This window comes from Pseudescherichia sp. L3, from assembly GCF_024656065.1.
Lineage (GTDB): Bacteria > Pseudomonadota > Gammaproteobacteria > Enterobacterales > Enterobacteriaceae > Pseudescherichia.
The window spans coordinates 2,210,051-2,236,560 of sequence record NZ_JANKYC010000001.1 but is presented as its reverse complement, the minus strand read 5'-3'; the positions used below and the strand labels follow the sequence as shown (position 1 = coordinate 2,236,560).

Here is a 26,510-nt window from a genome sequence, read left to right as displayed (position 1 = left end):
TCCGCTGCGGGCACTTTTGACCGTGGCAAGTACTCGTCATTAACATTATGCCGCGAAAGCGAGACTTCAACCAAATCCTAAAATCGATTCAGCTAGTTTAAAGTCACAATTCGATTAATTTCGCGCTTCAAAATAAATGTGCTGGTTAAATACCAGACCCAACGGGGCGAATCAATGCCAGGTGAGTTGAAAGTTTGACGTGGGCCACAAAAAAGCACCCCGAAAGGTGCTTTTTTATGCGATTCTCGCTGTCCGCGACTACTGCTGCAGCTCTTTTTCAGTAAAGAGATCGGCAAACAGGGCGGTACTCAAATAGCGCTCACCTGAAGAAGGCAGAATAACGACAATGTTCTTGTTGGTAAAGGCCTCATCTTCCTGCAACTTCAGCGCAGCGGCAACGGCGGCACCGGAGGAGATCCCAGCCAGAATGCCTTCCTCTTCCATCAGGCGACGGGCAACGCTAATCGCCTCATCGTTGGTGATCGCCACCACTTTGTCGATCAGCTTCAGATCGAGGTTGCCAGGGATAAAGCCAGCGCCGATACCCTGAATTTTGTGCGGGCCAGGCTTCAGCTCTTCGCCTGCCAGCGCCTGGGCGATAACCGGGGAGTCCGTCGGCTCTACCGCCACGGTGATGAGGTCGGTTTTACCTTTGGTGTTTTTAATGTAGCGCGACACGCCGGTCAGCGTACCGCCGGTGCCGACGCCAGAGATAAACACATCAACCTGACCATCGGTATCTTCCCAGATCTCCGGGCCGGTGGTTTTTTCATGAATTTCCGGGTTAGCCGGGTTGCTGAACTGCTGCAGCAGCAGATACTTAGCCGGATCGCTGGCAACGATCTCTTCCGCTTTCTGAATCGCACCCTTCATGCCTTTCGCGCCTTCGGTCAGCACCAGGTTCGCGCCCAACGCTTTCAGCAGCTTACGCCGTTCAATACTCATGGTTTCCGGCATGGTCAGGGTCAGTTTGTAGCCACGTGCGGCCGCCACGTAGGCCAGGGCGATACCGGTGTTGCCGCTGGTCGGTTCAACCAGCTCAACGCCTGCTTTTAGCACGCCGCGTTTTTCGGCATCCCAAATCATATTGGCACCAATACGGCATTTTACGCTGAAGCTTGGGTTACGGGACTCGACCTTAGCGAGGATGCGTCCATTACCGATGCGGTTCAGTCGGACCAGCGGCGTGTGGCCGATAGTCAACGAGTTGTCTTCAAAAATCTTACTCATAGCCCGTCCTTAACTGTATGAATTTGGGAACGACATCAGCATACGCGGTTAAGGAATATGCGGAAGTACGGATTTCGCATATCTATATGCTGATGAGAAATAATAGCAACAACTATGGAATAAGAACGGAATAGCCCATCCATTTCCACCCTTCATTTCCACAGGGCATGCTTCGAGCGATAGCAGTCCACCCACATGGCGGTGGCACCGCAGACGGCAACCGGCATAATCACCAGGTTGAGTACCGGGATAAGGGTAAACAGGCTGGTAAGCGCGCCAAATTGCATGTTGGTCACCTTTCGGGCGCGCAGGGCACCGCGCATGGTTTTAAAGGCCACTTTGTGGTTATCAAATGGATAGTCGCAATACTGGATCGCCAGCATCCATGCGCTAAACAGGAACCACAGCACCGGGGCGACCGTCTGCCCAATACCGGGAATAAAGTAGAGCAGCAGTAGAACGGCTGCCCGCGGCAGATACCACGCCAGCTTCTGCCACTCGCGCTTCATGATCCGCGGCAGATCTTTAACGATACCGGTGATGCCCGTATCCGGCGGCGTCGCGCCGGTCAGCCGGGCTTCAAGCTGCTCGGCCAGCAGGCCGTTAAACGGGGCGGCAATCCAGTTGGCAATGGTTGAGAAGAAGTAGCCAAAGACCAGTACCACAGAGATCACGGCGATGGGCCAGAGCAGATAGCTCAACCACTGCAGCCAGTCCGGTACGTGGTTCATCAGCGCGGGGATCCAGCTATCGAGCTGGGTAAAGAGCCAGGCAAAGGCACAGCCAATCAGGACAATATTGACCAGCAGCGGCATAATCACAAAGCGCCGTATGCCGGGCAGGGTGATGAGCTTCCAGCCCTGGGAAAAGTAATAAACGCCACTGCGAGGTGGGGTGACCGATGTTGAAACCATAGTCAGGCTATACTCCTTTAATCACCCCCGAATGGGGTGCATGGCTATATTATCCGTATCGCGCAGGCTGCACAGCTCGGAAATGTTCGAAAAAACAGCAAAAATCACGATTTTACACATCTTTATGCGGTGAAAGCTGCGTGTGCACTTGCACTTGCGGTGAACGGCAAATACTCTTAGTGAGTAAATGTTTGCCGTGGTGGCAAGGTGTTAGAACAACAGAGAATATAATGATGCAGGATTTGCGTCTGATATTAATCATTGTTGGCGCGATCGCCATAATCGCTTTACTGGTTCACGGTTTTTGGACCAGCCGGAAAGAGCGTTCGACGATGTTCCGCGATCGCCCAATGAAACGCATGAAGTCGCGTCGTGACGACGATGAGTCGTATGACGACGATACCGAAGATAACGTCGATGAAGGCGTGGGTGAAGTGCGTGTTCATAAAACGGGCCACGCCCCGAGTGCGGGTCAGGAGCATGACGTTCCGCGAACGCCGCAGCACCAGTATCAGCCGCCTTACGCGTCTGCTCAACCTCGCCAGCACGCCCCTGTGCAGCCGGATGAGCCGCTGCGCCAGGCTCCGCCTCAGCAGCCTGCTGCACCGTACGTTGAACCTCAGCCGGTGAGAAGTGCACCGACGCAGCCTGTTCAGCACCCGCCTGTGCAACAGCAACCGATTCAACAGCAGCCGGTACAGCATCAACCTGTTCAGCAACAGCCTGTACAGCAGCCTCTGTCTCAGCAACCAGTAGCTCAGCAGCCGGTAGCCCAGCAGCCAGCACCGGAGCCTGCGCCGCAGGAAACACCAGCTGTCGCAGAGAAGCCGCAGCGCAAAGAGACTGTGATTATCATGAACGTTGCCGCGCATCCCGGCAGCGAACTGAGTGGTGAAGTGCTGCTGGCCAGCATTCAGCAGGCCGGTTTTGCCTTTGGTGACATGAACATTTTCCATCGCCACCTGAGCCCCGACGGCAGTGGCCCGGCGCTGTTCAGCCTGGCAAATATGGTTAATCCGGGTACATTCGACCCTGAGATGACCGGCAACTTTACGACGCCGGGCGTTACCATGTTTATGCAGGTGCCGTCCTATGGCGATGAGATGCAGAACTTTAAGCTGATGCTTCAGTCTGCGCAGTACATTGCCGATGAAGTTGGCGGCGTCGTACTGGACGATCAGCGTCGAATGATGACTCCGCAGAAACTGCGTGAGTACCAGGACCGCATTCGCGAAGTGAAAGAAGCGAACGCGTAACGCCTGCGGTAGTAGTGTTATCTCTCTTATAAGCCCCCGCCTGTCGGGGGTTTTTTCTATTGATGGTGCGATATGGACTCAATCGAACAACAGCTAACTGAACTGCGAACCACGCTTCGCCATCATGAATATCTCTATCACGTGATGGATGCCCCTGAAGTCCCGGATGCCGAATATGACCGCCTGCTGCGCGAGCTACGCGCCCTGGAGGCAGAGCATCCCGATCTTATTACCCCGGACTCTCCTACCCAGCGGGTTGGCGCTGCGCCGCTAACCGCCTTTACCCAGGTACGCCATGAAGTCCCGATGCTGTCGCTGGATAACGTCTTCGACGAAGAGAGCTTTCTGGCGTTCAACAAGCGCGTACAGGATCGCCTGAAAAGTACCGATGCGCTGAGCTACTGCTGTGAGCTCAAGCTCGATGGGCTGGCGGTGAGTATCATCTATGAGAACGGCGTGCTGATCCAGGCCGCGACGCGCGGGGACGGCACCACCGGCGAGGATATCACTACCAACGTGCGCACCATCCGGGCAATCCCGCTCAAGCTGCGCGGGGATAATATCCCGACGCGGCTGGAAGTGCGCGGCGAGGTCTTTCTGCCTCAGGCCGGTTTTGAGAAGATCAACGACGAAGCCCGGCGTACTGGCGGCAAGGTATTCGCTAATCCGCGCAACGCGGCGGCAGGCTCGCTGCGCCAGCTCGACCCGCGCGTAACCGCCAAACGACCGCTGACCTTCTTCTGCTACGGCGTCGGGATCCTACAGGGTGGCGATTTGCCCCGCAGCCATTTGGGACGCCTGCAGCAGTTCAAGGCCTGGGGCCTGCCGGTGAGCGATCGCATTCGCATCTGTGATACGCCGGAAGCCGTGCTGGACTTTTATCATCAGGTAGAAGCGGATCGCCCAACGCTGGGGTTCGATATCGACGGGGTAGTCATCAAGGTCGATTCTCTCGATCTGCAGGAGCAGCTGGGGTTTGTTGCCCGAGCCCCACGCTGGGCGGTGGCGTTTAAATTCCCCGCCCAGGAGCAGTTGACCTTTGTGCGCGACGTGGAGTTCCAGGTGGGACGCACCGGGGCGATCACGCCCGTGGCGCGCCTTGAGCCGGTGCACGTCGCAGGCGTACTGGTGAGTAACGCCACTCTGCACAATGCGGACGAAATCGCCCGGCTGGGGCTTAAAATTGGCGATCGGGTGGTGATCCGCCGGGCGGGCGATGTGATCCCGCAGGTGGTTAACGTTGTTGAGTCCGAGCGTCCGGCAGATGCCCGTGACGTTGCATTCCCGACGCACTGCCCGGTCTGCGGCTCTGACGTTGAGCGCGTTGAGGGCGAGGCGGTAGCCCGCTGTACCGGGGGCCTGATCTGCGGCGCGCAGCGTAAAGAGTCGCTGAAACACTTTGTCTCCCGCCGGGCGATGGATGTTGACGGCATGGGCGATAAGATTATCGACCAGCTGGTGGAGAAGGAGTATGTGCATACGCCCGCCGACCTGTTCCGCCTGACGGCGGGTAAGCTCACGGGGCTGGATCGCATGGGGCCGAAGTCGGCGCAGAACGTGGTTAACGCGCTGGAGAAGGCGAAAGAGACCACCTTTGCCCGCTTCCTCTATGCACTGGGCATTCGCGAGGTAGGGGAAGCCACGGCGGCAGGCCTCGCCGCGCACTTTGGTACTCTTGAGGCGCTGGAGGCAGCATCGATTGAGGATCTGCAGAAGGTGCCGGACGTCGGTATTGTGGTTGCTACCCACGTGTTTAACTTCCTGGCAGAAGAGAGCAACCGCGAGGTGATCCGCGATCTGGTCGAAGGGGTGGGCATTCATTGGCCGAAGCCGCTGGTGGTCAATGCGGAAGAGATCGACAGCCCGTTTGCCGGTAAAACGGTGGTGCTAACCGGTAGTCTGAGCCAAATGTCCCGGGATGACGCGAAGGCGCGGCTGGTGGAGCTGGGGGCGAAGGTTGCGGGCAGCGTATCGAAAAAGACCGATCTGGTGATTGCCGGTGAGGCGGCGGGCTCTAAGCTGGCTAAAGCGCAGGAGCTGGGGATTGCGGTGATCGACGAAGACGAGATGCTGCGCCTGATGGGAGCCTGAGATGGATAAGGCCCAGCTGGTAGAGATTGCTAACACTGAGATGCCCTTTGGTAAATATAAGGGCCGGATGCTGATCGATCTTCCGGAGGAGTATCTGCTCTGGTTTGCCCGCAAGGAGACGTTTCCGCCCGGGCATCTTGGGCAATTGATGGCCTTTACGTTGCTAATTAAAACCGAGGGGCTGACGCATCTTGTGCAGCCCCTCCGGCGTTCTTAGCTGTTATCAGCAGCCTGATGGGCATGCTGTGCCTCCGCCTGACGCTTATAGCGGCGCGCCAGCACGGCACAGACCATCAGTTGGATCTGGTGGAAGATCATCAGCGGCAGCACCATCATGCCAATGACGGACGTCGGGAAAAGAATATTGGCCATCGGGATACCGTTGGCCAGGCTCTTTTTTGAGCCGCAGAAGACGATGGTAATCTCATCGGCTTTGTTAAAGCCGCAGAGGCGTGCCACGAGGATATTTACCCCCATCACAATCGCCAGCAGGACCAGGCTGACAATCACGATAAACAGCAGCGATCCCATTCCCACCTTATGCCAGATACCGTTCACCACCGCCTCGCTGAAGGCAGAGTAGACCACCAGCAGAATTGAGGTCTGGTCGGTTTTAGCGATCCACTTTTTATTACGCGCCACAAATGCGGCGGTCCACGGACGTGACAGGTGGCCGAGCACAAACGGCAGCAGCAGTTGCAGCATGATTTTCCCTACCTGCTCAAGGCTGCCCTGTGCGCCGTGCATATCCATCACCAGACCCACCAGCAGTGGCGAGAGGAAGATGCCTAGCAGGCTGGAGGCTGAGGCGGAGCACACCGCAGCCGCTACGTTACCACCGGCCAGCGAGGTAAAAGCGATCGCGGACTGTACGGTGGCTGGCAGAATGCAGAGGTAGAGAAAACCGGTATAGAGCTCTGGGCTGACGTTGACCGGTGCCCACCAGGCAAACAGCACGCCCAGCACCGGGAAGAGGATAAAGGTGCTGCACATCACCCAGAGGTGCAGTCGCCAGTGGCTGCCGCCAGCAATAATGGCCTCGCGGGAGAGTTTGGCGCCGTGCATAAAGAAGAGCAGGGCGATAGCGGCGGTGGTGAGTCCTTCAAAGAAGGGGACGAAGCCGCCGCGGGCTGGAAAAAAAGAGGCCACTAAAACAACGGCAATAAGCGTGAGCGTAAACGGATCGAGGACGCGTAAAAATTTCATAATGACTCCTGAAAGACAGTGCCACCATTTTGCTTTTATCTGGATGTTAATGAAAAGTGATTTATCGCGTTTGTTGAGAAATGAGAGAGGCTTAATGCCTCTCTGAGCGATTAGATATAGATATCAATCTTATTTTCGGCGGAGGGGGAATTGACGCCTTCGGCTTTAGCCTGTTTCTGCTCCTGATTTTTCTGCGCCTCTTCTGCCTGACGGCGCTGAAGCTGTGCGATCTGTGCCTGCAGCATCTTGATCTGATCCTGAATCAGCTCCTGCTGCTTTTTCTTCTCTTCCGTGGTGCCGCTGCCGCTCGCGATCTCTTTCAGCTGTTTGGTGAGTTTGGTGACCTGCAGGGTCAGGCTCTGGATCTGGGAGGCGATATCGCTGCTGGCGCTGCTGGAAGAGCGTCCGGAACTGCCGGACTGGACTGACGGCGTAGTTGTTGAAATTGTTGTCATTATAAAACCTCTCTTGCCATAAACTTGTTATATCGGCATTTTTTTAGAGAGCTTGAGAGAGAAAGTCGACATCGGCATGTCGGGTGGCGCTTCGCTGACCCGACCTACAAAACGCACTGCGCTCACCGTAGGCCGGGCAAACGCAGTGCCGCCCGGCGTTAAATCACGGACGGCAGAAAGCAAAAAAGCGCCTTTAGGGCGCTTTTTTACATTGGTGGGTCGTGCAGGATGACTCGCTTCGCTCGCCCTTCGGGCCGTCGCCGTAAACGGCTCCGTTGTCTCACTGCGCTCGACACGAACCTGCCGCAGGTATACTCGTCTCATCCTGAGACTCGCCCTTTGGGTCAACGCTATGCGTTGCTCAAAATTGTTCCGGACAATTTTATCGAATCTTTTGAAAACGGCAGAAAGCAAAAAAGCGCCTTTAGGGCGCTTTTTTACATTGGTGGGTCGTGCAGGATTCGAACCTGCGACCAATTGATTAAAAGTCAACTGCTCTACCAACTGAGCTAACGACCCGAAATGGTGGGCGATGACGGGCTCGAACCGCCGACCCCCTCCGTGTAAAGGAGATGCTCTACCAACTGAGCTAATCGCCCATTTCGGAACTGCTGTTGATAAGTTGAGATTGGTGGGCGATGACGGGCTCGAACCGCCGACCCCCTCCGTGTAAAGGAGATGCTCTACCAACTGAGCTAATCGCCCAATCTCACTGCTTATCTACACTGCGGTCATCATCTTAATGATGGTGGGTGATGACGGGCTCGAACCGCCGACCCCCTCCGTGTAAAGGAGATGCTCTACCAACTGAGCTAATCACCCCCGCTGTGTGGAGTCGCATTATAGGGAGAGTTGAAAATGAGTCAACGCCTTTTCTCAAGATTTTGTTTGTTCGTCGTAAATTTAGACAAAGCGGCGCATAAATCGCTGCGTACGCATGATTTCTAAACAAAAAACGGCTTTGACTCACCCAGAGTAGTAACAACATTGAGGAATCAGCGCAGGGTGATAGAATATTGCCCATTCTGTTTTCCAGGACTTGCCGGCTGTCGGCATCGTTATCAACGTAAGGCCATTTCATGAAAATCAAAACTCGCTTCGCGCCAAGCCCGACCGGCTATCTGCACGTCGGTGGGGCGCGTACCGCTCTCTATTCCTGGCTTTTCGCACGTCACCAGAACGGTGAGTTTGTGCTGCGTATTGAAGACACCGATCTCGAACGCTCTACGCCAGAGGCTATCGAAGCCATTATGGATGGCATGAACTGGCTGAATCTGGAGTGGGATGAAGGCCCCTATTTCCAGACCAAACGTTTCGACCGCTACAATGCAGTTATTGACGACATGCTGAAAGTGGGCACCGCCTACCGTTGCTACTGCTCTAAAGAGCGTCTGGAGGCGCTGCGTGAAGAGCAGATGGCCAACGGCGAGAAGCCGCGCTATGACGGCCGCTGCCGCCATGACCACAGCGAACACGCTGCCGATGAACCTTGCGTCGTACGCTTTGCGAACCCGCAGGATGGCTCAGTGATCTTTGATGACCAGATCCGTGGCCCGATCGAATTCAGCAACCAGGAGCTGGACGATCTGATCATCCGCCGCACCGACGGTTCGCCAACCTATAACTTCTGTGTAGTGGTTGACGACTGGGATATGCAGATCACCCACGTGATCCGCGGTGAAGACCACATCAACAACACCCCGCGCCAGATCAACATTCTGAAAGCGCTGAATGCCCCGGTGCCGGTCTATGCTCACGTCTCCATGATCAACGGCGACGACGGCAAAAAGCTCTCCAAGCGCCACGGCGCGGTGAGCGTTATGCAGTATCGTGATGACGGCTATCTGCCAGAAGCGCTGCTTAACTACCTGGTGCGTCTGGGCTGGTCCAGCGGCGATCAGGAGATCTTCAGCCGCGAAGAGATGATCAACCTCTTCTCGCTGGGTGCGGTAAGCAAATCGGCCAGCGCCTTTAACACCGACAAGCTGCTGTGGCTGAACCACCACTATATCAACACCCTGGCGCCGGAGTACGTTGCCACCCATCTGCAGTGGCATATCGAGCAGGCAAATATCGACACCCGCACCGGCCCGCAGCTGTCAGAGCTGATCGGACTGCTGGGCGAGCGCTGCAAAACGCTGAAAGAGATTGCCGAGAGCTGCCGCTACTTCTATGAAGAGTTTGCCGAGTTTGACGCCGACGCCGCCAAGAAGCACCTCCGTCCGGTTGCGCGTCAGCCGCTGGAAGTGGTGCGCGACAAGCTGGCCGCTCTGACCGACTGGACGGCGGAACATATCCACCATGCGATTCAGGCGACCGCCGATGAGCTGGAAGTGGGAATGGGTAAAGTCGGGATGCCGCTGCGCGTGGCCGTGACCGGGGCAGGGCAGTCGCCTGCGCTGGACGTTACCGTACATGCGATTGGTAAAACCCGCAGCGTTGAGCGTATTAACCGCGCGCTGGGCTTTATTGCAGAGCGCGAAAGCCAGCAGTAAGCAGGCGGTAACCGCACTCAACAAAAACGGCAGGGTTAACCTGCCGTTTTTTTATGCCTCATCGTCGACAATGCCCAGCCGGGTTAAAAACCCGCGCAGGCCTTCTCGTGCCAGGAAGCGTTCCAGACGCTCCTGCTCTGCGGGCGTCATATTCTGCAGAACAGTATTAATCTGGCGTAGCGAGGCGGTTTGAAACAACGTGCCGTAGTCTGCGGCGGGTTCCGCCATTGACCAGGCCGACTGGCGGTGACGAACCACCGGCGTTTTGCGCATATAGGCCAGCACGCGCTCATCAATATGGATCAGCCGTGCCCGGCCGCCTTTCACACCGGTTAGCGTCTCGGTTGTCCAACTCTGTTCACGGATCCAACGGTTAACGGTTTGTCTGGCCACGCCAAGGTAGTCCGCCATCTCTTCAGGCGTCATTTTATCAGGTAGCTTCATCTTACTTATCCCTACCGCGAATACCCAGCCGTTGGAGCAGGCCGCTGATCCCCTCGCGCATTAACAGAGAGGTCAGCTGTTTCTGTTCAGAAGGCGTCATCTCTTTCGCCAGCGTTACCAGCAGCACGTCGAGTGAGGTATCCAGGCTGGCATCAGCGTAGAGCGTCGCATCGGCCGCCCGGCGAGCGTTGCGGATAAACTCACGCACCTGTTCATTGATATGCACTACGCGCGCCTTGCCACCCTGCACGCCTGGCTTAGGTGACGTTACCCAGCCCTCTTTGCGTACCCACTTGTTAATGGTTTGGCGGCTATAGCCTGTCAGTCTGGCTAACTCTTCCGGCGTCATTCGTTCCTTGATCATACGATTTCCTGACGAGCAGTAGGGGTAATTAGGGGTTCATTTTATAGCACCATTTTACGCGAAAATGTGACAGGTTTAACTCCTGGCTGCGAGCAGGCGCGCAATGTCGTTCATTTGTTTGCTTTTTCAGCGGTTGAGAGACAGAGTGAGATTTTGCCGTTGACACCTGACAAAGGAATTCATATTATGCCGCCCGTCAACACGACAGCTTTACGCAACGGGGCTATAGCTCAGCTGGGAGAGCGCTTGCATGGCATGCAAGAGGTCAGCGGTTCGATCCCGCTTAGCTCCACCAAATTCTGAACCCAACAGATTTGGTGCGTAAAGAAGACTGTGGGGCTATAGCTCAGCTGGGAGAGCGCTTGCATGGCATGCAAGAGGTCAGCGGTTCGATCCCGCTTAGCTCCACCAAAATTCAGACCCTCGCATTTGCGAGGGTTTTTTTATATCTGTCACTCCTCTTTCACGAACATTCAGTAAAATTTTTATAGCGTTTCCAGGAAATTCTCCCATTCCTTAACTATTGTTAAGCACCAATTCACTATCAGCTTGCTAACTTGATTCACCTTGTGAATAAACCTATTATTTCTGCCCAGCGAAAATGCATGCCCAGAGCACATTTATTAACTCAAATGAAAATGAAAATATACAGTCATGTGAAAGTGTTTTTAATTGCGTTAATAATGTGTATAGCAATTGTCCCTTTTTCACGTCTTATTTCTCCGCGCGCCCAGGTAGATGCGAGTGAAATCTTTCTGGCATGGCTACCGTTCAGCGTCTCGCTGGCAATGATCCTGCTTTTTGGTCGCCGGGCCATCTTTCCGCTGGTGGTGGGATTTGCCCTGGTTTATGAGCAGCTGCTGGATTTAACATTGTTGCAAACCGGTGTTTTCCTTTTCTGCTTCTTCTTTCCCCTCCTGCTGTCATGCACCATTGTGCGCTGGCAGTTGGGCACGCGCTGGCGACACGGCTTGCCAAACCGGGATATGGGGGTGCGCACCGTCTGGCTGGCCTTCGTAGCGCCTGCCGCTATTAAGGCAACCATGTACGTTGCGGGTGCCAGGGTGACATTTCCAACGCCGATGGCCCGGTTCTTTGATACCGGCTCGGTTATTTACAGCATCATTGATATACAGAGTTTGATGTGCGCGGCGCTGATTTTTACCATGATGTTTTATTATCCGTTGCGCATGATGGTGAATCCCCGCTATGGCCGGACGCTGTGGCGAAAAAGCATCAGACCTTTTTTGTCACCACGAAGAAGAAATTTTACTTTAGGCTGGCTGCTCACATTAACGCTATTTCTTATTGTCGTCTGTTCACCGTATCAGTCTGACTATATAGCCGGGTACCTGGTACCGATCATCTTTATCTTATTTACCTTAGGGATCGGTAAGTTAAGCCCGCCGTTAATCGGTATGAGCTGGGCAATTACCGCCCTGATGCTCCTTGCTAACAATCAAAACTTCTTGCAGGGTGTTTACACTGAATATTCTATGGCCTTCGTGCTGTCGGTGCTGATCTCCTTTACCATCTGCATTCTCTACATGGCCTCTATTTACCGGCGCAGCGAGTGGCTTAAGCGGGCATGGAAGGCGCAGGCGCTAACCGATCCCCTTACCGGTCTGCCGAATTTACGCGCCCTTGAACAGCAGTTAGAGAAGCATACGCATCGGGTCGTCTGTTGCCTGCACATCAGCAACCTGGAGTTTCTCAGTCGCCACTACGGCATGATGATGCGCGTGCAGTGTAAGCGCAGCATCACCCGTGAGCTACAGCCGCTGCTGATGCGCAACGAGAAGGTCTATCAGCTGCCGGGAAGCGAACTCCTGCTGCTGCTCAACGGTGCCGATCCCACGGCGCGGCTTCAGCACATGGTGGACTACCTCAGCGGGCGGAAAATTTTCTGGCACCACACCGCAATGGATATCGAGTTTGGGGCCTCGTGGGGCATTATTGAAGGCGCAGGGGAGATGTTTCACCAAATGCTGGGGCAGCTGAGCTGGCTTTCCGAGCAGGCCTGTGCAAGCTCGCATGTGCTAGCGCTAACCCAGAGCCTTGAGACCGTATGCGGCCACACTACCGAGCGTGTGCTGCTGCTTAACCGCGTAAAGCGCGCCCTGGAGCAGGATGGACTGTTGCTCTATGCCCAGCCAATCCAGAATGCCGATGGCGTGGGATACCATGAGGTGCTGACCCGTCTTGCAGTTGAAGGTGAAGTTCTGACGCCTGACCGCTTTCTGCCGGTGATTGCCCAGTTTAACCTGAGCATTCGCTTCGATATGCAGGTACTGGAGACCCTGCTGCGCTGGCTACGTGCGCACCCGGTTCCCGGTACTCAGGCGCGTTTCTCCGTCAACCTGATGCCGCTGACCCTGATGCAGGAAGAGTCGGCCACGCAGATTATGACCCTGTTTAAAAGCTATGACGTTGCCCCTCAGTGCGTGATCATTGAGATAACTGAAGAGCAGGCTTTCTCTAATTCTGAAACCAGCATGCATAACATTCAGCGTCTGCAAAACTACGGCTTTAAGATTGCGATCGATGATTTTGGTACCGGCTACGCTAACTTCGAGCGTCTGAAGCGTCTGCATGCTGACATCGTAAAGATTGACGGCAGCTTCGTGAAAGATATCCTCACCGACTCGCTGGACGCGATGATTGTGAAATCGATCTGCTTTATGGCGAAGGCCAAATCCCTGACCGTGGTGGCGGAGTATGTGGAGACCGAGGAGCAGCGTGACCTGCTGCTCTCGCTGGGGGTGGACTACCTACAGGGGTATCTGCTCGGTAAACCCGAGAAGCTGGCAGACTAGAGATAAAAAAACCGGGGCAGGGCCCCGGTTTTTTATAGGTACAACGTAAACTTACAGCACGAGCGCAGCGATAGACGCAGACAGTACGCTGACCAGCGTAGAGCCGTAGACCAGCTTCAGACCAAAGCGTGATACCACGTTGCCTTGCTCTTCGTTCAGGCCTTTAATGGCGCCGGCAATGATGCCGATAGAGGAGAAGTTAGCAAAGGAGACGAGGAACACGGAGAGGATCCCTTCCGCACGTGGCGACAGGGTGCTGGCGATCTTCTGCAGGTCCATCATGGCAACGAATTCGTTAGAGACCAGTTTGGTTGCCATAATACTGCCTACCTGCAGCGCTTCGCCGGCCGGTACGCCCATTACCCATGCAACCGGGTAGAAGATGTAGCCCAGAATGCCCTGGAAGGAGATACCCAGTACGGCGGCGAACAGGGCGTTCAGGCCGGAGATCAGGGCGATAAAGCCGATCAGCATAGCGGCAACGATAATCGCCACTTTGAAGCCTGCCAGGATATACTCACCCAGCATCTCAAAGAAGCTCTGGCCTTCATGCAGATTCGCCATCTGCAGGTTCTCTTCGCTCTCATCCACGCGGTAAGGGTTGATCAGCGACAGAACGATAAAGGTGCTGAACATGTTGAGAACCAGCGCCGCAACGACGTACTTTGGATCCAGCATGGTCATGTACGCGCCAACGATCGACATGGAGACGGTAGACATCGCCGTGGCTGCCATAGTGTACATGCGGTTGCGCGACATTTTGCCGAGGATATCTTTATAGGCGATAAAGTTTTCTGACTGCCCCAGAATCAGCGAGCTTACCGCGTTAAAGGACTCCAGTTTGCCCATGCCGTTAACTTTTGACAGCACGGTACCGATAGCGCGAATGACAATCGGCAGAACGCGAATGTGCTGCAGGATACCGATCAGCGCCGAGATAAAGACGATAGGGCAGAGTACCTTCAGGAAGAAGAACGCCAGACCTTCATCGTTCATTTTGCCAAAGACAAAGTTTGTCCCTTCGTTGGCAAAGCCGAGCAGCTTTTCAAACATCTCGGAGAAGCCACGCACGAAGCCCTGACCAATGTCGGAGTTCAGGAAGAACCAGGCGAGTAACACTTCAATGACCAAAAGCTGAACAACGAAACGAATACGAATTTTCTTGCGATCGCTGCTGACCAGTAAGGCAAGCAGCGCCACAACGGCAAGCGCCAAAACAAAGTGAAGAACGCGGGACATACTTTTTGCTCCAAACATGAGGCAGGTTTAGTTTTCGTGCACATTCTATGAAACAAGAGTAAATAAAACGAGATCAAATACACACTATCGTAATGTCCTGTGACGAGACTCAAAAATAGTGATCAAAGATACAATTTTGTTATGTTAATAAAAGAAGTGTAAAACCCTTTTACGCTGCTAAACTGTAACAAATGGGACAACCTCCCCACGCAATTTCGCTCTTTTCCTGATCTTCACTCCGTTAATCGGTTTTATCTATCAAAGAAATCCACCCAAACCAACTTGATAATCATTCGCATTTTGCTAGCATGAAACATAGCAAAGGCTATATTAGAGGCAAAAATGAACGATAGCAGCGTTGAGAGTAGCAGCGGACGTACAGCGCGGAAGCTTCGGTTCGCATTAATGGGACCCGCCTTTGTGGCGGCTATTGGCTATATCGATCCCGGCAATTTTGCTACCAATATTCAGGCCGGGGCCAGCTTCGGCTACAAGCTGCTGTGGGTGGTGGTCTGGGCTAACCTGATGGCGATGCTGATCCAGGTGCTCTCCGCCAAACTGGGGATTGCCACGAGCAAAAACCTTGCCGAGCATATTCGCGATCGCTATCCGCGTCCTGTGGTGTGGTTCTATTGGGTGCAGGCAGAAATCATCGCCATGGCCACCGACCTGGCGGAGTTTATCGGGGCGGCGATTGGCTTTAAGCTCATTCTCGGCGTCTCGCTGCTGCAGGGGGCGGTGCTCACCGGCATTGCCACCTTCTTGATTCTGATGCTGCAGCGGCGCGGCGATAAACCGCTGGAGAAGGTGATCGGCGGTTTGCTGCTCTTTGTCGCTGTGGCCTACGTGGTAGAGCTGATCTTCTCCCAGCCTAAGCTGGTGGATCTGGGTAAAGGGATGCTGATCCCGAGCCTGCCGACTACCGAAGCGGTGTTTTTGGCGGCGGGCGTGCTGGGGGCAACCATTATGCCCCACGTCATCTATCTGCACTCCTCTCTGACCCAGAACCTGCATGACGGATCGCGCAAAGAGCGCTACTCGGCAACGAAGTGGGACGTAGCGATTGCAATGACCATCGCGGGCTTCGTTAACCTGGCGATGATGGCCACCGCCGCCGCCGCGTTTCACTTTAGCGGCCATACCGGGGTTGCCGACCTGGATCAGGCCTATCTTACTCTCGAACCGCTGCTAAGCCATGCGGCAGCCACCATCTTTGGCCTGAGCCTGGTGGCGGCAGGGCTCTCTTCCACGGTAGTGGGCACCCTGGCCGGTCAGGTGGTGATGCAGGGGTTTGTTCGCTTCAGTATTCCGCTGTGGCTACGTCGGTCTATCACCATGCTGCCTTCGTTTATCGTGATTCTGATGGGGCTGGATCCGACGCGTATTCTGGTGATGAGTCAGGTTCTGCTGAGCTTTGGTATCGCGCTGGCGCTGGTACCTCTGCTGATCTTTACCAGCGACGGCAAGCTGATGGGGGAGCTGGTCAATACCAAACTGGTAAAACGTCTCGGCTGGGTGATTGTGGCTCTGGTGGTAGGGCTTAACCTGTGGCTGCTGATAGGTATGGCGCTGGGGCTGTAGTGTGAGGGTAACGCCGGGTGGCGGCTGCGCCTGACCCGGCTTGGGCAAGGATTACGCTTTTATCAATGGTGGTGGCCGTGACCATGGCCATGACCGCGTCCCGGACCACGACGATCGCTACGATCTTCCCAGCCTTCGCGATAGCCACGCTCATACGCTTTTCGGTTGTCCCAGCCGCGATGGTAACCGCGATCGTGCGGACGCCAGCGGTTATCGCGCCACTGATAGTGGCGATTCCAGTAGTCCCGGTCGCGCCAGTCTCGGCCATCCCAGTAGTGGCCCCGATCGTCCCGGTCGCCAATCTGTAATTTTATAGACGGCAACAGCGTGATCTCACCGGCGTGGGCGACCAGCGGGGCTGTAGTAGCCATTAACAGTGCTGCCAGAATAAGTGACCTGAACATAAAAATTTCCTCCACGAGCGGGCCACGATGGCCTGTAAGAAAATATTACGAGACGTAAAGTCCCGTAGCATCGCCTAAACTCCTAATTCGTGGATGGCAGCACTTTTTGTTAAAAAAAGATTAACCTGCGTCGTTCAGAATTGCATCAATGGCGGCACACTCCTGCTCGGTAAAGTGGCGGTTAGCCAGCATGCCCGCAGCGTCGTCCAACTGGGCAATTTTACTTGCGCCAATTAACACCGAGGTCACTCTGTCCCCGCGCAGCACCCATGCCAGCGCCATCTGGGAGAGCTTCTGTCCACGCGCCTGCGCCAACGCATTAAGCTTACGCACCTTCTCCAGCTTCTCCTCGGTAAGCTGATCCGGGCTGAGGAAGCGGCTCCCGCTGGCGGCCCGTGAATCTTCCGGAATGCCGTTGAGGTAACGGTCCGTGAGCTGACCGCCCGCCAGCGGCGAGAAGGCGATGCTGCCGACGCCTTTTTCCGCCAGCAGATCCAGGAGCTCATCCTCTACCCAGCGCTCAAACAGTGAATATTTCGGCTGATGGATCAGGCAGGGCGTGCCCAAATCGTCGAGGATGGCGATAGCCTCGCGGGCCAGATCGGCCGGGTAGTTCGACAGCCCAACGTAGAGCGCTTTCCCCTGGCGCACAATATGGTCCAGCGCGCGCATGGTCTCCTTCAGCGGCGTATGCGGATCCGGGCGGTGATGATAGAAAATATCGACATACTCAAGCCCCATCCGGCGCAGGCTCTGATCGAGGCTGGCAATAAGATACTTGCGTGAACCCCAGTCACCGTAAGGGCCGTCCCACATGGTGTAACCGGCTTTGGAAGAGATAATCAGCTCGTCGCGGTACGGTAAAAAGTCCTCTTGCAGGATGCGGCCAAAGTTGCTTTCGGCAGATCCCGGCGGCGGACCGTAGTTATTGGCGAGGTCGAAATGGGTGATACCCAGATCGAAGGCGTGGCGTAGCAGCTGGCGGCTGGTATCAACCCGCGTCGCGTCACCAAAGTTATGCCACAGCCCCAGCGATATTGCCGGTAGCCTGATGCCGCTATCGCCGCAGCGGCGATACTCCATTCCCTGATAGCGCTCAGGATTGGCCTGATAAACCATGCAGTTACCCTCTCTGTTCTGTAAATAGCGCAACATTACACCGGACGAGCCGATGAAACCCGCGCGGGTGTTAATCTTTGCGACGTGGCGCAATCATCAGCGGTTTTCCCGCCAGCAGCAGCCACGCGGGAAGCATCACAATACACAGCAGCGGCAGGAGGGTGGTATCCGGCACCACCGCCGCCGCCATAAACAGGCTCAGCCAGCCGTCGCGGGTCACCACCAGCACCAGGCCAAGAATGGCGCACGATACGGTAATCGCTGCCGGAACGGCCTCGACGTGCTCGTGCAGCATCAGCCCTAACGCCACCGCCACGAATACGGCCGGGAAGATGCGCCCGCCGCGAAAGCCGCAGGCGGCAGCAATCACCAGCGCAGCAAGCTTCACCACCGCAAACAGCAGGTAGTCGCTGACGGTAAAGGTCTGGCTAAAGGCCAGCTGCTGCATCTCGCTCAGCCCCTTGAACAGCGTGATATGCCCACCGATAATGCCGAGAATACCCAGCAGAAAGCCGCCGATGCCGAGGATCAACACCGGATGGCCCAGCCGGTGCATCAGCTGGTGCAGGCGTGGCAGGCACCACACCGCAATCATCCCCAACGCAATAGCGATGGCGGCCACTACCGCACCGCTAAAGATATCCATCAGCTGCATCTGCCCGTAGTGGGCAATCGGCAGCGAGAAGTGCGGGTGGAAAAAGAGGCTGGTGGTTAGCGCACCTGCGGCGGCGGACATCAGCGGAGCGAAGAGCCGATCCCACAGCGGGACGTCGCTGTTACCGCCCAGGGTCTGGGAGAAGATCAGCGCGGCGGCAACCGGCGTGCCAAACAGCGCGCCTATGGTGCCGGCAGAGGCCAGCACCGTCCAGTCAAGCGCCGTCACCCGCGGAAAGAGCCGCGCGCCTACGGCAACCGCAAGGGCAATATTGATTACCATAATAGGATGCTCAGGGCCAAGGCTGACGCCACCCGCCAGGCCAATAATCAGCGCACAGAGCAGGCCGGGGAGGGTAGAGGTGGCTACCGGCGCACCAATCAGCGGCTCGGTGGCCGGATCCGGTCCACCGTGACCTGGGCTGTAGCGCAGCACAAGCCCGACGGCCACGCCGGTGAGGGTCAGCATCAGCAGCGTCCAGAAGGGGGAACCCAGGGGGACGCCCAGCGATATCGGCAGGCTTGACCAGAGAATAGATTGCAGCACGGAGGCGACTTTCATCACCGCCACCAGTACAACACTCGACGCTATGCCAATAATCAACGCGGGAAGCGACAGCAACAGCATGGTTCTGGCTCGCGGATGGAGCATGATGATTTCCTTCTACTTTCACTTAGGTGCACCATTGCACGGCTCGCCTGACGGCGTCGACACAAATGATGCGGAAAGAGTAAAGTTATTCTGTGATGAAGCTCTATAATCCCTCAGCACTCGTGCTATGGTCGTTGTTGTTACAGCGCCTTGAATTTACAGTGTGCCAAAGATTTATTCTGACTTTAGCGGAGCCGTAAAAGAATGACAAAGTATGCTTTAGTAGGAGACGTAGGCGGCACCAATGCGCGTTTAGCGCTATGCGATGTCGCCAACGGCGAAATTTCCCAGGCTAAGACCTATTCCGGGCTGGATTATCCAAGCTTGGAAGCCGTGGTTCGCGTCTACCTTGCTGAACACAACGTCAGTGTTGAAGATGGCTCCATTGCCATCGCCTGCCCGATTACCGGCGACTGGGTCGCCATGACGAACCACACCTGGGCTTTCTCCATCGCTGAGATGAAGCAGAACCTCGGCTTTGCTCACCTGGAGATCATCAACGACTTTACCGCCGTATCGATGGCGATCCCTATGCTGGACAGAGAGCATCTGACCCAGTTTGGCGGCGGAGAGCCGGTCGAAGGTAAACCGATTGCCGTCTACGGGGCCGGTACCGGCCTTGGCGTTGCGCATCTTGTGCATGTTGATAAGCGCTGGGTGAGCCTGCCGGGTGAGGGCGGCCACGTTGACTTCGCGCCAAACAGCGAAGAGGAGGCCATTATCCTGGAGGAGCTGCGTGCTGAAGTGGGGCATGTCTCTGCCGAGCGCGTGCTGTCAGGTCCTGGGCTGGTTAATCTTTACCGGGCGATTGTGAAATCGGATGGCCGCCTGCCGGAAAACCTCCAGCCGAAAGATGTCACCGAGCGTGCATTAGCGGACAGCTGTACCGACTGCCGCCGGGCGCTGTCGCTGTTCTGCGTGGTGATGGGCCGCTTTGGTGGCAACCTGGCGCTGACGCTGGGCACCTTCGGCGGGGTCTATATCGCGGGCGGTATCGTGCCGCGCTTCCTCGACTTCTTTAAGGCGTCCGGTTTCCGCGGCGGCTTTGAGGATAAAGGGCGCTTTAAAGCCTATGTGCAGGACATTCCGGTGTACCTGATCGTGCATGACAACCCAGGCCTGCTGGGCGCAGGGGCGCATATGCGCCAGACCCTGGGCTACATCCTCTGATCACAGGTGCATTAGCTGCCTGAACTCTTTAACCTTGCTGCGGCTGACGGGAACCTGAAAATCGAGATCCCTCAGCCGTAGAATATAGGTGTTGTTAAACCAGGGTTCGATCTCGCGGATCTTGTTCAGGTTGACGCAGTAAGAGCGATGGCAGCGGAAGAAGTGCGCCGCTGGTAGCTTGCTGCAAAATTCGGTGATATTCATCGGCATAACGTAGGATTCACGCCGGGTGTAGACAAACGTCATCTTCTCATGGGCTTCGGCATAGTAGATATCGTGAATGCTGGTCACGATAATACGCTCGTCCTTAACAAGATTGATGGTGTCGTTCTCGCGGGTGGCGACCGTGCCGCCGCTGGTGCCGGATTGCTGCTGCCAGGCCGCCTCCAGCTTTTGCAGCATGGTGATGATCCGCGACTCCTGATAGGGCTTCAGAATGTAGTCAAACGCTTCCAGCTCAAACGCCTCGACCGCATGCTCTTTCCACGCGGTAATAAACACAATAAAAGGCTTATGCGCGAACTGGCTGATGTTCTGCGCCAGCAGCACGCCGTCCAGAGACGGAATATTGATATCGAGAAACAGGGCATCCACCTTGTTGTGCTGAAGGTACTTCAGCACGTCCAGACCGTCATCGAAGGTGGCGACAATCTCCATCTGGCTGTGCGCTTTGATAAGCCAGCTCAGCTCCTGCTGGGCAAGGATCTCATCTTCAACGATGATAACTTTCACTGTCACTCTCCTGTTTAACGCAGCAGCGTAACCGGTCCGGGAACCGGGGTGTGCTGATGCGGCACGTAAAAGGCAATCTCCGTCCCCGGCTCAAGGCGGCGAATGTGCAGACCTTCACCGTAGAGCAGCTTCACGCGATGATGCACATTCAGCAGGCCGATTTTATTTCCGGGCATCTCATTGGCTTCAACGCGCTCAATCACTTTGGGATCGATACCGTGGCCGGTGTCGCGCACGGCAATGCGCACCCGGTTGCCACACTCTTCCACGCTGATGTTCACCACACCTTTGCCTTTACACGGCTGGATCCCGTGGACGATAGCGTTCTCAACCAGCGGCTGGATCAGCAGGCTGGGGATCACGCAGGTAACCTCTTCATCAATATCATAAATCACCGTCAGCTTGTCGCCGAAACGCGCCTGCTCAATGGCAATGTAATCTTTAATTTGGTACAGCTCTTTTTTAATGTCGATCTGCTCGTCGTCATTCAGCTCGATGTTATAGCGCAGGTAGCGCGACAGGTTGATGATCAGCTGCCGGGCAGTATCTGGATTCATGCGAATCGACGAGGAGATGGCGTTCAGCGCGTTAAACAGGAAGTGCGGGTTAATCTTGCTCTGTAGCGCCCGCAGCTCTGCTTTATTGGCCATCTCCCGCAGCTGTTCGGCGCGGGAGACCTCCAGCTGGGTCGAGATGATCTGTGACAGGCCTACCGCCATCTCCTGTAGGGACGAGGTGATCTGGTGGGCGTGGCAGTAGTAGATCTTGAGCGTGCCGGTGACTACCCCTTTCTCCCATAGGGGGATCACCAGCATAGAGTGGATCTCCGGCGTGCGGTGCGCCTCGTCATTGTTTTTAATGACGATTTCACCGTTGTCGATCGCCCTGCGGGTTGTGGGGCTGATAATATCATCGCTATCACGGTAGTTGTTTTCACCGACGCCAACGTAGGCAAGGACATGATCGATGTTGGTGATGGCAACCGCGTCAGCGTGAATATCGCGGCGGATAATGTCGCATACCTGGCGCAGAGACTCGCTGTTCACGTGGCGGAACAGGGGCAGCGTTTTATTGGCGATATCGAGGGCCAGCTTCGCCTGGCGCGCCGCGCTGGCCTCCTTCTCACCCTCAACGCTCTGCACCAGCAGCACGATAAAACCGATGCACACCGTGCCTAAAATCATCGGCACGCCGATTTTTGACACGATATCCAGCCCCAGCGCGGTAGTGGGTGCCCAGAGAACGACCAAAATCATCGTCAGGGTTTCGCACAGCATGCCCGCGATAATTCCCACCCGCCAGCGCTGCGCCTTCGGCGTTTTGACGTTGATCCAGCCCGAGAGAATGCCCGCCACGATGCTGGTAATAAAGCAGGGGACGGCGGTAACGCCACCGATATCGATCAGGTAGCGATGGGTACCGGCAATCATGCCGGTAATAATGCCGACCCAGGGCCCGAACAGGATCCCACCCGACATCACCGCAATAATCCGCACGTTAACCAGCGAGCCCTCGACCTGCACACCTGACCAGGTGCTAAACAGGGCAAACATCGAGAAGATAGCGGTCACGGCCAGCAGCTCTTTAGGGGAGTGGGCCGTTTTATGCAGCAGCTCGCGGAACAGGCGGATGCGAATAAGAAAGAAGAGGCAAATAAGCATTAACGCCGCACGATCGAAAACCGCCAGCAGCATAGTGAAAATTTCGTGCACGGGTAGCTCTTGTGAATGACATGAAAAAGCGATGATAAAAAAATTAGCGACAGAAGACCAGTTAACTTCCCTAAAGGGTAAATAGGGAAAAACCCTTTACAGAAAAGGGGATTGATAGAGGCAGGCGGTTGGCTGGCAAACCCAGGCGTGCAGAGTAATATTACGGTAACTTCATTGATATCATCATGTTAAATGGTATTGCATTTAATGTTTAAATTAACCGCAGCGCCATTTTTTGTTTAGCCGATGGTTCCGCTTTTTCTTCGCCAAACAATTTTTGCTTTTTTTCTCGACAGCAGGAAATTTTTCAGGCTATTTTCAATGTCATGCCACTACGACAGGTGGCAACGTCGCTCGGACGGTCCGGGCGCTCACGTTATCCGAGGAATCTATGGCTGAATTCAGTCCTAAACGCCGCTTTACGCGTATCGATCGTCTCCCCCCTTACGTTTTTAACATCACTGCTGAACTGAAGATGGCTGCGCGTCGGCGCGGCGAAGATATTATTGACTTCAGCATGGGTAACCCTGACGGTGCTACTCCGCCGCACATCGTTGAAAAGCTCTGCACCGTGGCCCAGCGCCCGGATACCCACGGCTACTCAACGTCACGCGGTATTCCACGCCTGCGGCGGGCCATCTCCCGCTGGTACCAGGAGCGCTACCAGGTTGAGATCGATCCGGAAAACGAAGCCATCGTGACCATTGGTTCAAAAGAGGGGCTGGCGCATCTGATGCTGGCCACCCTGGATCACGGCGACACCGTGCTGGTGCCGAATCCCAGCTATCCGATCCATATCTATGGCGCGGTGATTGCCGGGGCACAGGTCCGCTCCGTGCCGCTGGTCGAGGGCGTCGACTTCTTTAACGAGCTGGAGCGCGCTATTCGCGAGAGCTATCCGAAGCCAAAAATGATGATCCTCGGCTTCCCGTCTAACCCAACGGCGCAGTGCGTAGAGCTGGAGTTCTTTGAGAAGGTGGTTGCCCTGGCAAAACGCTATGACGTGCTGGTGGTACACGATCTCGCCTATGCTGATATCGTTTACGACGGCTGGAAAGCGCCGTCCATCATGCAGGTACCCGGCGCGCGCGACGTAGCGGTAGAGTTCTTTACCCTGTCAAAAAGTTACAACATGGCAGGCTGGCGGATCGGCTTTATGGTCGGCAACGCCGAGCTGGTGAACGCCCTGGCGCGAATTAAAAGCTACCACGACTATGGAACCTTTACGCCACTACAGGTGGCGGCTATTGCTGCCCTTGAAGGCGATCAGCAGTGCGTGCGTGATATTGCCGACCAGTACAAGCGTCGTCGCGACGTGCTGGTTAAAGGCCTGCACGAGGCGGGCTGGATGGTAGAGATGCCCAAAGCTTCTATGTACGTGTGGGCAAAGATCCCGGATGCCTACGCGGAGATGGGCTCGCTGGAGTTCGCTAAGAAGCTGCTCAACGACGCGAAAGTGTGCGTGTCGCCAGGGGTTGGATTTGGCGAATATGGCGATACCCACGTGCGTTTTGCACTGATTGAGAACCGGGACCGCATTCGTCAGGCGGTGCGCGGAATCAAAGCGATGTTCCGCGCCGATGGCCTGCTTCCCGTGACCGCAAAAACCCCTGCGGAAGAGGGCGAGTAGCGCTGTACGAGAGATAAACGGTAGATAGAAGAGAAACAGGAGCCAAATGGCTCCTGTTTTTTTATGCGTGACAGCTGCTCAGATCATCAGGGCGAAGGTGCCGGCCCAAACGATGACCATCACTGAAATGCCCATAAAAAAATATTTCACGTTTCATCACTCCGCATACGTCAGGGTACGCATTAATGAACATCAGGACTGATTATAGAGAGATGAGGCTACCCCAAAGCGAAATTGAGAATTTTCTCGCTTAAGATGGCGGCATCACCCCGAAATTTCGGGCGTACCTTACGCCAGACGGCGCTAATGTACGCTTAATTTTTACAGGGTGCAAGAGGCTTTTTTTTAAATACTTTTAATGACTTAGCGGTGTCGTTGAACAGCGACACTTTAATTCCTGACTGCAATTATTTGCCATTCAGCGACGAGATTAACCCGACGGCAGACGACTTTTTGACGCTTGATTCCTAAGGAATATATGACGAAAAAGTGTGCGGCAGATCGCTTTTTATAGCCTGTTTGCAGGAAGAAAGAAGCCCGCCGGGAGGGCGGGCAAAAGGTTATTCCATTGCCGCTTTAGCCAGATCGTCCTGCACCTGCTGGCGCTGTGCCGGGGTCAGAACCTGGTTAAGATCGAAGTAGTACTTCACCTTGTAGTAACGCGCCTGCTGTTCGGCATTGCCGAACGCGGTAAGCTGCGTTTTTACCGTGTTATCACTCCATTTGCCGGAACGGATCATATCGATGATCGCGCCATCTTTCGCGCCGGTGATTTTAATTTGCTGAATATTGGTTTTGAGCTGCTGGTGCAACTGCTGAATTTTTGTTACCTGATCCTGGCTCAGCTTCAGGTGCTGCACAATAGGATCCTGAGACGGGGCCGGTGCCGTAGAGACATTTGCTGCAAAAGCCGCACCTGAAGAGAGCGCCAGAGCAGACACCAGTAAAGCGGAACGCAAAATTTTGTTCATATTTTAATCCAACAAGCAAAGATGAAAACAGACTGACGCGCACTTCCTGTCGTCACTGTCTGCCGTAATGGTGCACCGGCGTGAAGCACGATAATACTTCTCGTCTGGCTAAAAATAGAATACGCACTTAAAAGCAGATAGCCACGCGAATTTGTTTTTCTAACGGTAACGGAGTGAAAATAATAGTGGGTTATGCGAATTTCTGTGATCCGCTATCAATTATCTAATATATCAATTGATAATTCTTTTGTATTTATAGAGTGAATGAATTACATAGGTAATTACTTTTATTTGAGATGAATCTTTTTATTGAAAGCAGATAAAGCCAGTCCTGGCGCGCCTTGTGGGGGTGCTGCGTTAATAAATTACGGTTTATTACATTTTTTCAGATTGATAGCTTTGTATGAGGGGAATACTCTTCCCCGGAAATTATACTTCCGTACGGGACCCTTCTTTCTTTTTATTTATTGAGGATGCGGCTAATTGCTTCAATATTGGCCGACAACAGTCAGGCCTGGCAAGCTACTCGTTTGTTATTAAAGGAATGACTATTTACGCCTGCGCTTGCAGGAAGTTACTTAACACTCTGTCAAGGTGGTTTTTATGTTTAGAATATTATCGGCTGAATTTTTCGGCACGTTCTGGCTGGTGCTGGGCGGCTGTGGCAGCGCCGTGCTGGCGGCGGCGTTTCCAGCGCTTGGAATTGGGTTTGTCGGCGTGGCGCTGGCGTTTGGCCTGACCGTACTGACGATGGCATACGCGGTTGGCCATATCTCCGGAGCCCACTTTAATCCGGCGGTTACGCTGGGACTGTGGGTTGCCGGTCGTATTCCTGCCCGTAACGTTATCCCCTATATTGTGGCGCAGGTTATTGGCGGTATCGCCGGGGCGGCGGTGCTCTATTTTATCGCCAGCGGTAAAACCGGCTTTGATGCGACCCTTGGCGGCTTTGCTTCCAATGGCTTTGGCGACCACTCGCCGGGTGGTTTCTCCTTAACTGCCTGCGCCGTAGCCGAAGTTGTACTGACGGCGTTTTTCCTGCTGGTTATTCTCGGCGCAACGGACAGGTATGCGTCAGCGGGGTTTGCGCCGCTGGCGATTGGCCTGGCGCTGACGCTTATCCACCTCATCACTATTCCTGTTACCAACACCTCTGTTAACCCTGCACGCAGCACTGCCGTAGCAATCTTCCAGGGAACGTGGGCACTGCAGCAACTGTGGTTATTCTGGGTAACACCGCTCGTCGGTGGCCTGATCGGCGGGCTGATCTATCGGGTGATGCTTAGCGATACCGTCTCCCTGCCGAAGCAGGCGCAGACAGCAAAAGAGTAGCTATAGTGCCATTCGTATCGCCCTGTCAGGTGGTACGAATGGC

Annotated in this window: 23 protein-coding genes, 6 tRNA genes and 1 other RNA gene; 11 read left to right on the top strand and 19 right to left on the bottom strand. The window is 55.0% G+C overall.

Annotated elements, in window-relative coordinates; all coding sequences use genetic code 11:
• Positions 1-258: 258 nt before the first annotated feature.
• Both cysK and cysZ read right to left on the bottom strand, forming a co-directional pair.
• Positions 259-1,230 (bottom strand): cysteine synthase A, encoded by a 972-nt coding sequence (gene cysK, locus NR795_RS10870; protein WP_042389425.1) that lies wholly within the window; start codon positions 1,228-1,230, stop codon positions 259-261.
• Between the two features lie 152 nt (positions 1,231-1,382).
• A complete protein-coding gene (gene cysZ / locus NR795_RS10865) occupies positions 1,383-2,144 on the bottom strand; it encodes a sulfate transporter CysZ (protein WP_222888451.1) in 762 nt (253 codons plus the stop codon).
• A 230-nt stretch (positions 2,145-2,374) separates the two neighbouring features.
• Here cysZ and zipA point away from each other — a divergent pair, with 230 nt between their 5' ends.
• The 3 genes from zipA (at position 2,375) to NR795_RS10850 (ending at position 5,708) form a co-directional block, all read left to right on the top strand.
• Positions 2,375-3,400 carry a cell division protein ZipA gene (zipA, locus tag NR795_RS10860; RefSeq protein WP_257758195.1) on the top strand — a complete coding sequence of 342 codons (1,026 nt, stop codon included), beginning with the start codon at positions 2,375-2,377 and terminating at the stop codon, positions 3,398-3,400.
• A gap of 72 nt (positions 3,401-3,472) precedes the next feature.
• Positions 3,473-5,491 (top strand): NAD-dependent DNA ligase LigA, encoded by a 2,019-nt coding sequence (gene ligA / locus NR795_RS10855; RefSeq protein ID WP_144818221.1) that lies wholly within the window; start codon positions 3,473-3,475, stop codon positions 5,489-5,491.
• A 1-nt stretch (position 5,492) separates the two neighbouring features.
• Positions 5,493-5,708 (top strand): DUF3820 family protein, encoded by a 216-nt coding sequence (locus NR795_RS10850; RefSeq protein WP_144818222.1) that lies wholly within the window; start codon positions 5,493-5,495, stop codon positions 5,706-5,708.
• Here the strand turns inward: NR795_RS10850 and NR795_RS10845 are convergent.
• The 7 genes from NR795_RS10845 to NR795_RS10815 form a co-directional block, all read right to left on the bottom strand.
• Positions 5,705-6,697 (bottom strand): bile acid:sodium symporter family protein, encoded by a 993-nt coding sequence (locus tag NR795_RS10845; protein ID WP_257758194.1) that lies wholly within the window; start codon positions 6,695-6,697, stop codon positions 5,705-5,707. The genes NR795_RS10850 and NR795_RS10845 overlap by 4 nt on opposite strands.
• A gap of 110 nt (positions 6,698-6,807) precedes the next feature.
• Positions 6,808-7,152: a FlxA-like family protein gene (locus NR795_RS10840; protein ID WP_257758193.1), complete on the bottom strand. Its 345-nt coding sequence runs from the start codon at positions 7,150-7,152 to the stop codon at positions 6,808-6,810.
• A gap of 212 nt (positions 7,153-7,364) precedes the next feature.
• Positions 7,365-7,500: non-coding RNA, RtT sRNA (locus NR795_RS10835), on the bottom strand.
• 95 nt (positions 7,501-7,595) lie between these two features.
• Positions 7,596-7,671: transfer RNA gene (locus tag NR795_RS10830), tRNA-Lys, on the bottom strand.
• Between the two features lie 4 nt (positions 7,672-7,675).
• Positions 7,676-7,751, bottom strand: a tRNA-Val gene (locus NR795_RS10825).
• 30 nt (positions 7,752-7,781) lie between these two features.
• A tRNA-Val gene (locus NR795_RS10820) sits at positions 7,782-7,857 on the bottom strand.
• Positions 7,858-7,898: 41 nt separating this feature from the next.
• A tRNA-Val gene (locus NR795_RS10815) sits at positions 7,899-7,974 on the bottom strand.
• A gap of 257 nt (positions 7,975-8,231) precedes the next feature.
• On the opposite strand from NR795_RS10815, the gene gltX reads away from it, so the two are divergent.
• Complete coding sequence (gltX, locus tag NR795_RS10810) at positions 8,232-9,647, top strand: glutamate--tRNA ligase (protein WP_144818225.1); 1,416 nt, start codon at positions 8,232-8,234, stop codon at positions 9,645-9,647.
• A 51-nt stretch (positions 9,648-9,698) separates the two neighbouring features.
• Here the strand turns inward: gltX and NR795_RS10805 are convergent, their stop codons facing one another.
• Complete coding sequence (locus tag NR795_RS10805) at positions 9,699-10,091, bottom strand: YfeC-like transcriptional regulator (protein ID WP_257758192.1); 393 nt, start codon at positions 10,089-10,091, stop codon at positions 9,699-9,701.
• Between the two features lies 1 nt (position 10,092).
• The gene (locus NR795_RS10800; protein ID WP_144818227.1) at positions 10,093-10,455 is read right to left on the bottom strand and encodes a YfeC-like transcriptional regulator; all 363 of its coding nucleotides are present in this window, start codon (positions 10,453-10,455) and stop codon (positions 10,093-10,095) included.
• A 219-nt stretch (positions 10,456-10,674) separates the two neighbouring features.
• Between NR795_RS10800 and NR795_RS10795 the strand changes: the two genes are divergently transcribed.
• From NR795_RS10795 to NR795_RS10785, 3 genes are all read left to right on the top strand, one after another.
• Positions 10,675-10,750 (top strand) — tRNA-Ala (locus NR795_RS10795).
• Positions 10,751-10,790: 40 nt separating this feature from the next.
• Positions 10,791-10,866: transfer RNA gene (locus NR795_RS10790), tRNA-Ala, on the top strand.
• Positions 10,867-11,087: 221 nt separating this feature from the next.
• Complete coding sequence (locus NR795_RS10785; RefSeq protein ID WP_257758191.1) at positions 11,088-13,271, top strand: sensor domain-containing phosphodiesterase; 2,184 nt, start codon at positions 11,088-11,090, stop codon at positions 13,269-13,271.
• A gap of 51 nt (positions 13,272-13,322) precedes the next feature.
• On the opposite strand, the gene NR795_RS10780 is transcribed toward NR795_RS10785, so the two are convergent.
• Positions 13,323-14,510, bottom strand: a complete 1,188-nt coding sequence (locus NR795_RS10780; protein ID WP_042389457.1) for a NupC/NupG family nucleoside CNT transporter — start codon at positions 14,508-14,510, stop codon at positions 13,323-13,325.
• 342 nt (positions 14,511-14,852) lie between these two features.
• Between NR795_RS10780 and NR795_RS10775 the strand changes: the two genes are divergently transcribed.
• Positions 14,853-16,091, top strand: coding sequence for an Nramp family divalent metal transporter (locus tag NR795_RS10775; RefSeq protein WP_144818229.1), 1,239 nt, complete (start codon positions 14,853-14,855; stop codon positions 16,089-16,091).
• Between the two features lie 62 nt (positions 16,092-16,153).
• Here the strand turns inward: NR795_RS10775 and NR795_RS10770 are convergent, their stop codons facing one another.
• The 3 genes from NR795_RS10770 to NR795_RS10760 form a co-directional block, all read right to left on the bottom strand.
• Positions 16,154-16,495, bottom strand: coding sequence for a DUF2502 domain-containing protein (locus NR795_RS10770; RefSeq protein WP_144818230.1), 342 nt, complete (start codon positions 16,493-16,495; stop codon positions 16,154-16,156).
• A 120-nt stretch (positions 16,496-16,615) separates the two neighbouring features.
• The gene (gene mgrA, locus NR795_RS10765) at positions 16,616-17,614 is read right to left on the bottom strand and encodes an L-glyceraldehyde 3-phosphate reductase (protein ID WP_257758190.1); all 999 of its coding nucleotides are present in this window, start codon (positions 17,612-17,614) and stop codon (positions 16,616-16,618) included.
• A 70-nt stretch (positions 17,615-17,684) separates the two neighbouring features.
• A complete protein-coding gene (locus NR795_RS10760; protein WP_144818232.1) occupies positions 17,685-18,920 on the bottom strand; it encodes an ion channel protein in 1,236 nt (411 codons plus the stop codon).
• A 204-nt stretch (positions 18,921-19,124) separates the two neighbouring features.
• Between NR795_RS10760 and glk the strand changes: the two genes are divergently transcribed.
• On the top strand, positions 19,125-20,090 hold the full coding sequence (glk, locus tag NR795_RS10755) for a glucokinase (RefSeq protein WP_042389469.1): 966 nt from the start codon (positions 19,125-19,127) through the stop codon (positions 20,088-20,090).
• Here glk and NR795_RS10750 read toward each other — a convergent pair whose 3' ends face one another.
• Complete coding sequence (locus tag NR795_RS10750; protein ID WP_144818233.1) at positions 20,091-20,822, bottom strand: LytTR family DNA-binding domain-containing protein; 732 nt, start codon at positions 20,820-20,822, stop codon at positions 20,091-20,093. It lies immediately after the preceding gene.
• A 14-nt stretch (positions 20,823-20,836) separates the two neighbouring features.
• A complete protein-coding gene (locus NR795_RS10745) occupies positions 20,837-22,534 on the bottom strand; it encodes a sensor histidine kinase (protein ID WP_144818234.1) in 1,698 nt (565 codons plus the stop codon).
• Positions 22,535-22,925: 391 nt separating this feature from the next.
• On the opposite strand from NR795_RS10745, the gene alaC reads away from it, so the two are divergent.
• On the top strand, positions 22,926-24,164 hold the full coding sequence (gene alaC / locus NR795_RS10740; protein ID WP_144818235.1) for an alanine transaminase: 1,239 nt from the start codon (positions 22,926-22,928) through the stop codon (positions 24,162-24,164).
• A 78-nt stretch (positions 24,165-24,242) separates the two neighbouring features.
• Here the strand turns inward: alaC and ypdK are convergent, their stop codons facing one another.
• Both ypdK and NR795_RS10730 read right to left on the bottom strand, forming a co-directional pair.
• Positions 24,243-24,314, bottom strand: coding sequence for a membrane protein YpdK (gene ypdK / locus NR795_RS10735; protein ID WP_099458783.1), 72 nt, complete (start codon positions 24,312-24,314; stop codon positions 24,243-24,245).
• A gap of 410 nt (positions 24,315-24,724) precedes the next feature.
• On the bottom strand, positions 24,725-25,135 hold the full coding sequence (locus tag NR795_RS10730) for a Spy/CpxP family protein refolding chaperone (protein ID WP_144818236.1): 411 nt from the start codon (positions 25,133-25,135) through the stop codon (positions 24,725-24,727).
• A 603-nt stretch (positions 25,136-25,738) separates the two neighbouring features.
• Between NR795_RS10730 and aqpZ the strand changes: the two genes are divergently transcribed.
• A complete protein-coding gene (gene aqpZ, locus NR795_RS10725; RefSeq protein WP_257758189.1) occupies positions 25,739-26,467 on the top strand; it encodes an aquaporin Z in 729 nt (242 codons plus the stop codon).
• Positions 26,468-26,510: the final 43 nt, after the last annotated feature.

Excerpts from the sequence above, each read along its gene's own strand:
- NR795_RS10800 (WP_144818227.1), bottom strand. The coding sequence starts at position 10,455 with ATGATCAAGGAACGAATGACGCCGGAAGAGTTAGCCAGACTGACAGGC.
- ligA (WP_144818221.1), top strand. The coding sequence starts at position 3,473 with ATGGACTCAATCGAACAACAGCTAACTGAACTGCGAACCACGCTTCGC.
- zipA (WP_257758195.1), top strand. The coding sequence starts at position 2,375 with ATGATGCAGGATTTGCGTCTGATATTAATCATTGTTGGCGCGATCGCC.
- NR795_RS10785 (WP_257758191.1), top strand. The coding sequence starts at position 11,088 with ATGAAAATGAAAATATACAGTCATGTGAAAGTGTTTTTAATTGCGTTA.
- gltX (WP_144818225.1), top strand. The coding sequence starts at position 8,232 with ATGAAAATCAAAACTCGCTTCGCGCCAAGCCCGACCGGCTATCTGCAC.
- NR795_RS10760 (WP_144818232.1), bottom strand. The coding sequence starts at position 18,920 with ATGCTCCATCCGCGAGCCAGAACCATGCTGTTGCTGTCGCTTCCCGCG.
- NR795_RS10845 (WP_257758194.1), bottom strand. The coding sequence starts at position 6,697 with ATGAAATTTTTACGCGTCCTCGATCCGTTTACGCTCACGCTTATTGCC.
- cysZ (WP_222888451.1), bottom strand. The coding sequence starts at position 2,144 with ATGGTTTCAACATCGGTCACCCCACCTCGCAGTGGCGTTTATTACTTT.
- NR795_RS10840 (WP_257758193.1), bottom strand. The coding sequence starts at position 7,152 with ATGACAACAATTTCAACAACTACGCCGTCAGTCCAGTCCGGCAGTTCC.
- alaC (WP_144818235.1), top strand. The coding sequence starts at position 22,926 with ATGGCTGAATTCAGTCCTAAACGCCGCTTTACGCGTATCGATCGTCTC.
- NR795_RS10775 (WP_144818229.1), top strand. The coding sequence starts at position 14,853 with ATGAACGATAGCAGCGTTGAGAGTAGCAGCGGACGTACAGCGCGGAAG.
- NR795_RS10730 (WP_144818236.1), bottom strand. The coding sequence starts at position 25,135 with ATGAACAAAATTTTGCGTTCCGCTTTACTGGTGTCTGCTCTGGCGCTC.
- NR795_RS10780 (WP_042389457.1), bottom strand. The coding sequence starts at position 14,510 with ATGTCCCGCGTTCTTCACTTTGTTTTGGCGCTTGCCGTTGTGGCGCTG.
- NR795_RS10770 (WP_144818230.1), bottom strand. The coding sequence starts at position 16,495 with ATGTTCAGGTCACTTATTCTGGCAGCACTGTTAATGGCTACTACAGCC.
- mgrA (WP_257758190.1), bottom strand. The coding sequence starts at position 17,614 with ATGGTTTATCAGGCCAATCCTGAGCGCTATCAGGGAATGGAGTATCGC.
- NR795_RS10805 (WP_257758192.1), bottom strand. The coding sequence starts at position 10,091 with ATGAAGCTACCTGATAAAATGACGCCTGAAGAGATGGCGGACTACCTT.
- NR795_RS10850 (WP_144818222.1), top strand. The coding sequence starts at position 5,493 with ATGGATAAGGCCCAGCTGGTAGAGATTGCTAACACTGAGATGCCCTTT.
- aqpZ (WP_257758189.1), top strand. The coding sequence starts at position 25,739 with ATGTTTAGAATATTATCGGCTGAATTTTTCGGCACGTTCTGGCTGGTG.
- cysK (WP_042389425.1), bottom strand. The coding sequence starts at position 1,230 with ATGAGTAAGATTTTTGAAGACAACTCGTTGACTATCGGCCACACGCCG.
- glk (WP_042389469.1), top strand. The coding sequence starts at position 19,125 with ATGACAAAGTATGCTTTAGTAGGAGACGTAGGCGGCACCAATGCGCGT.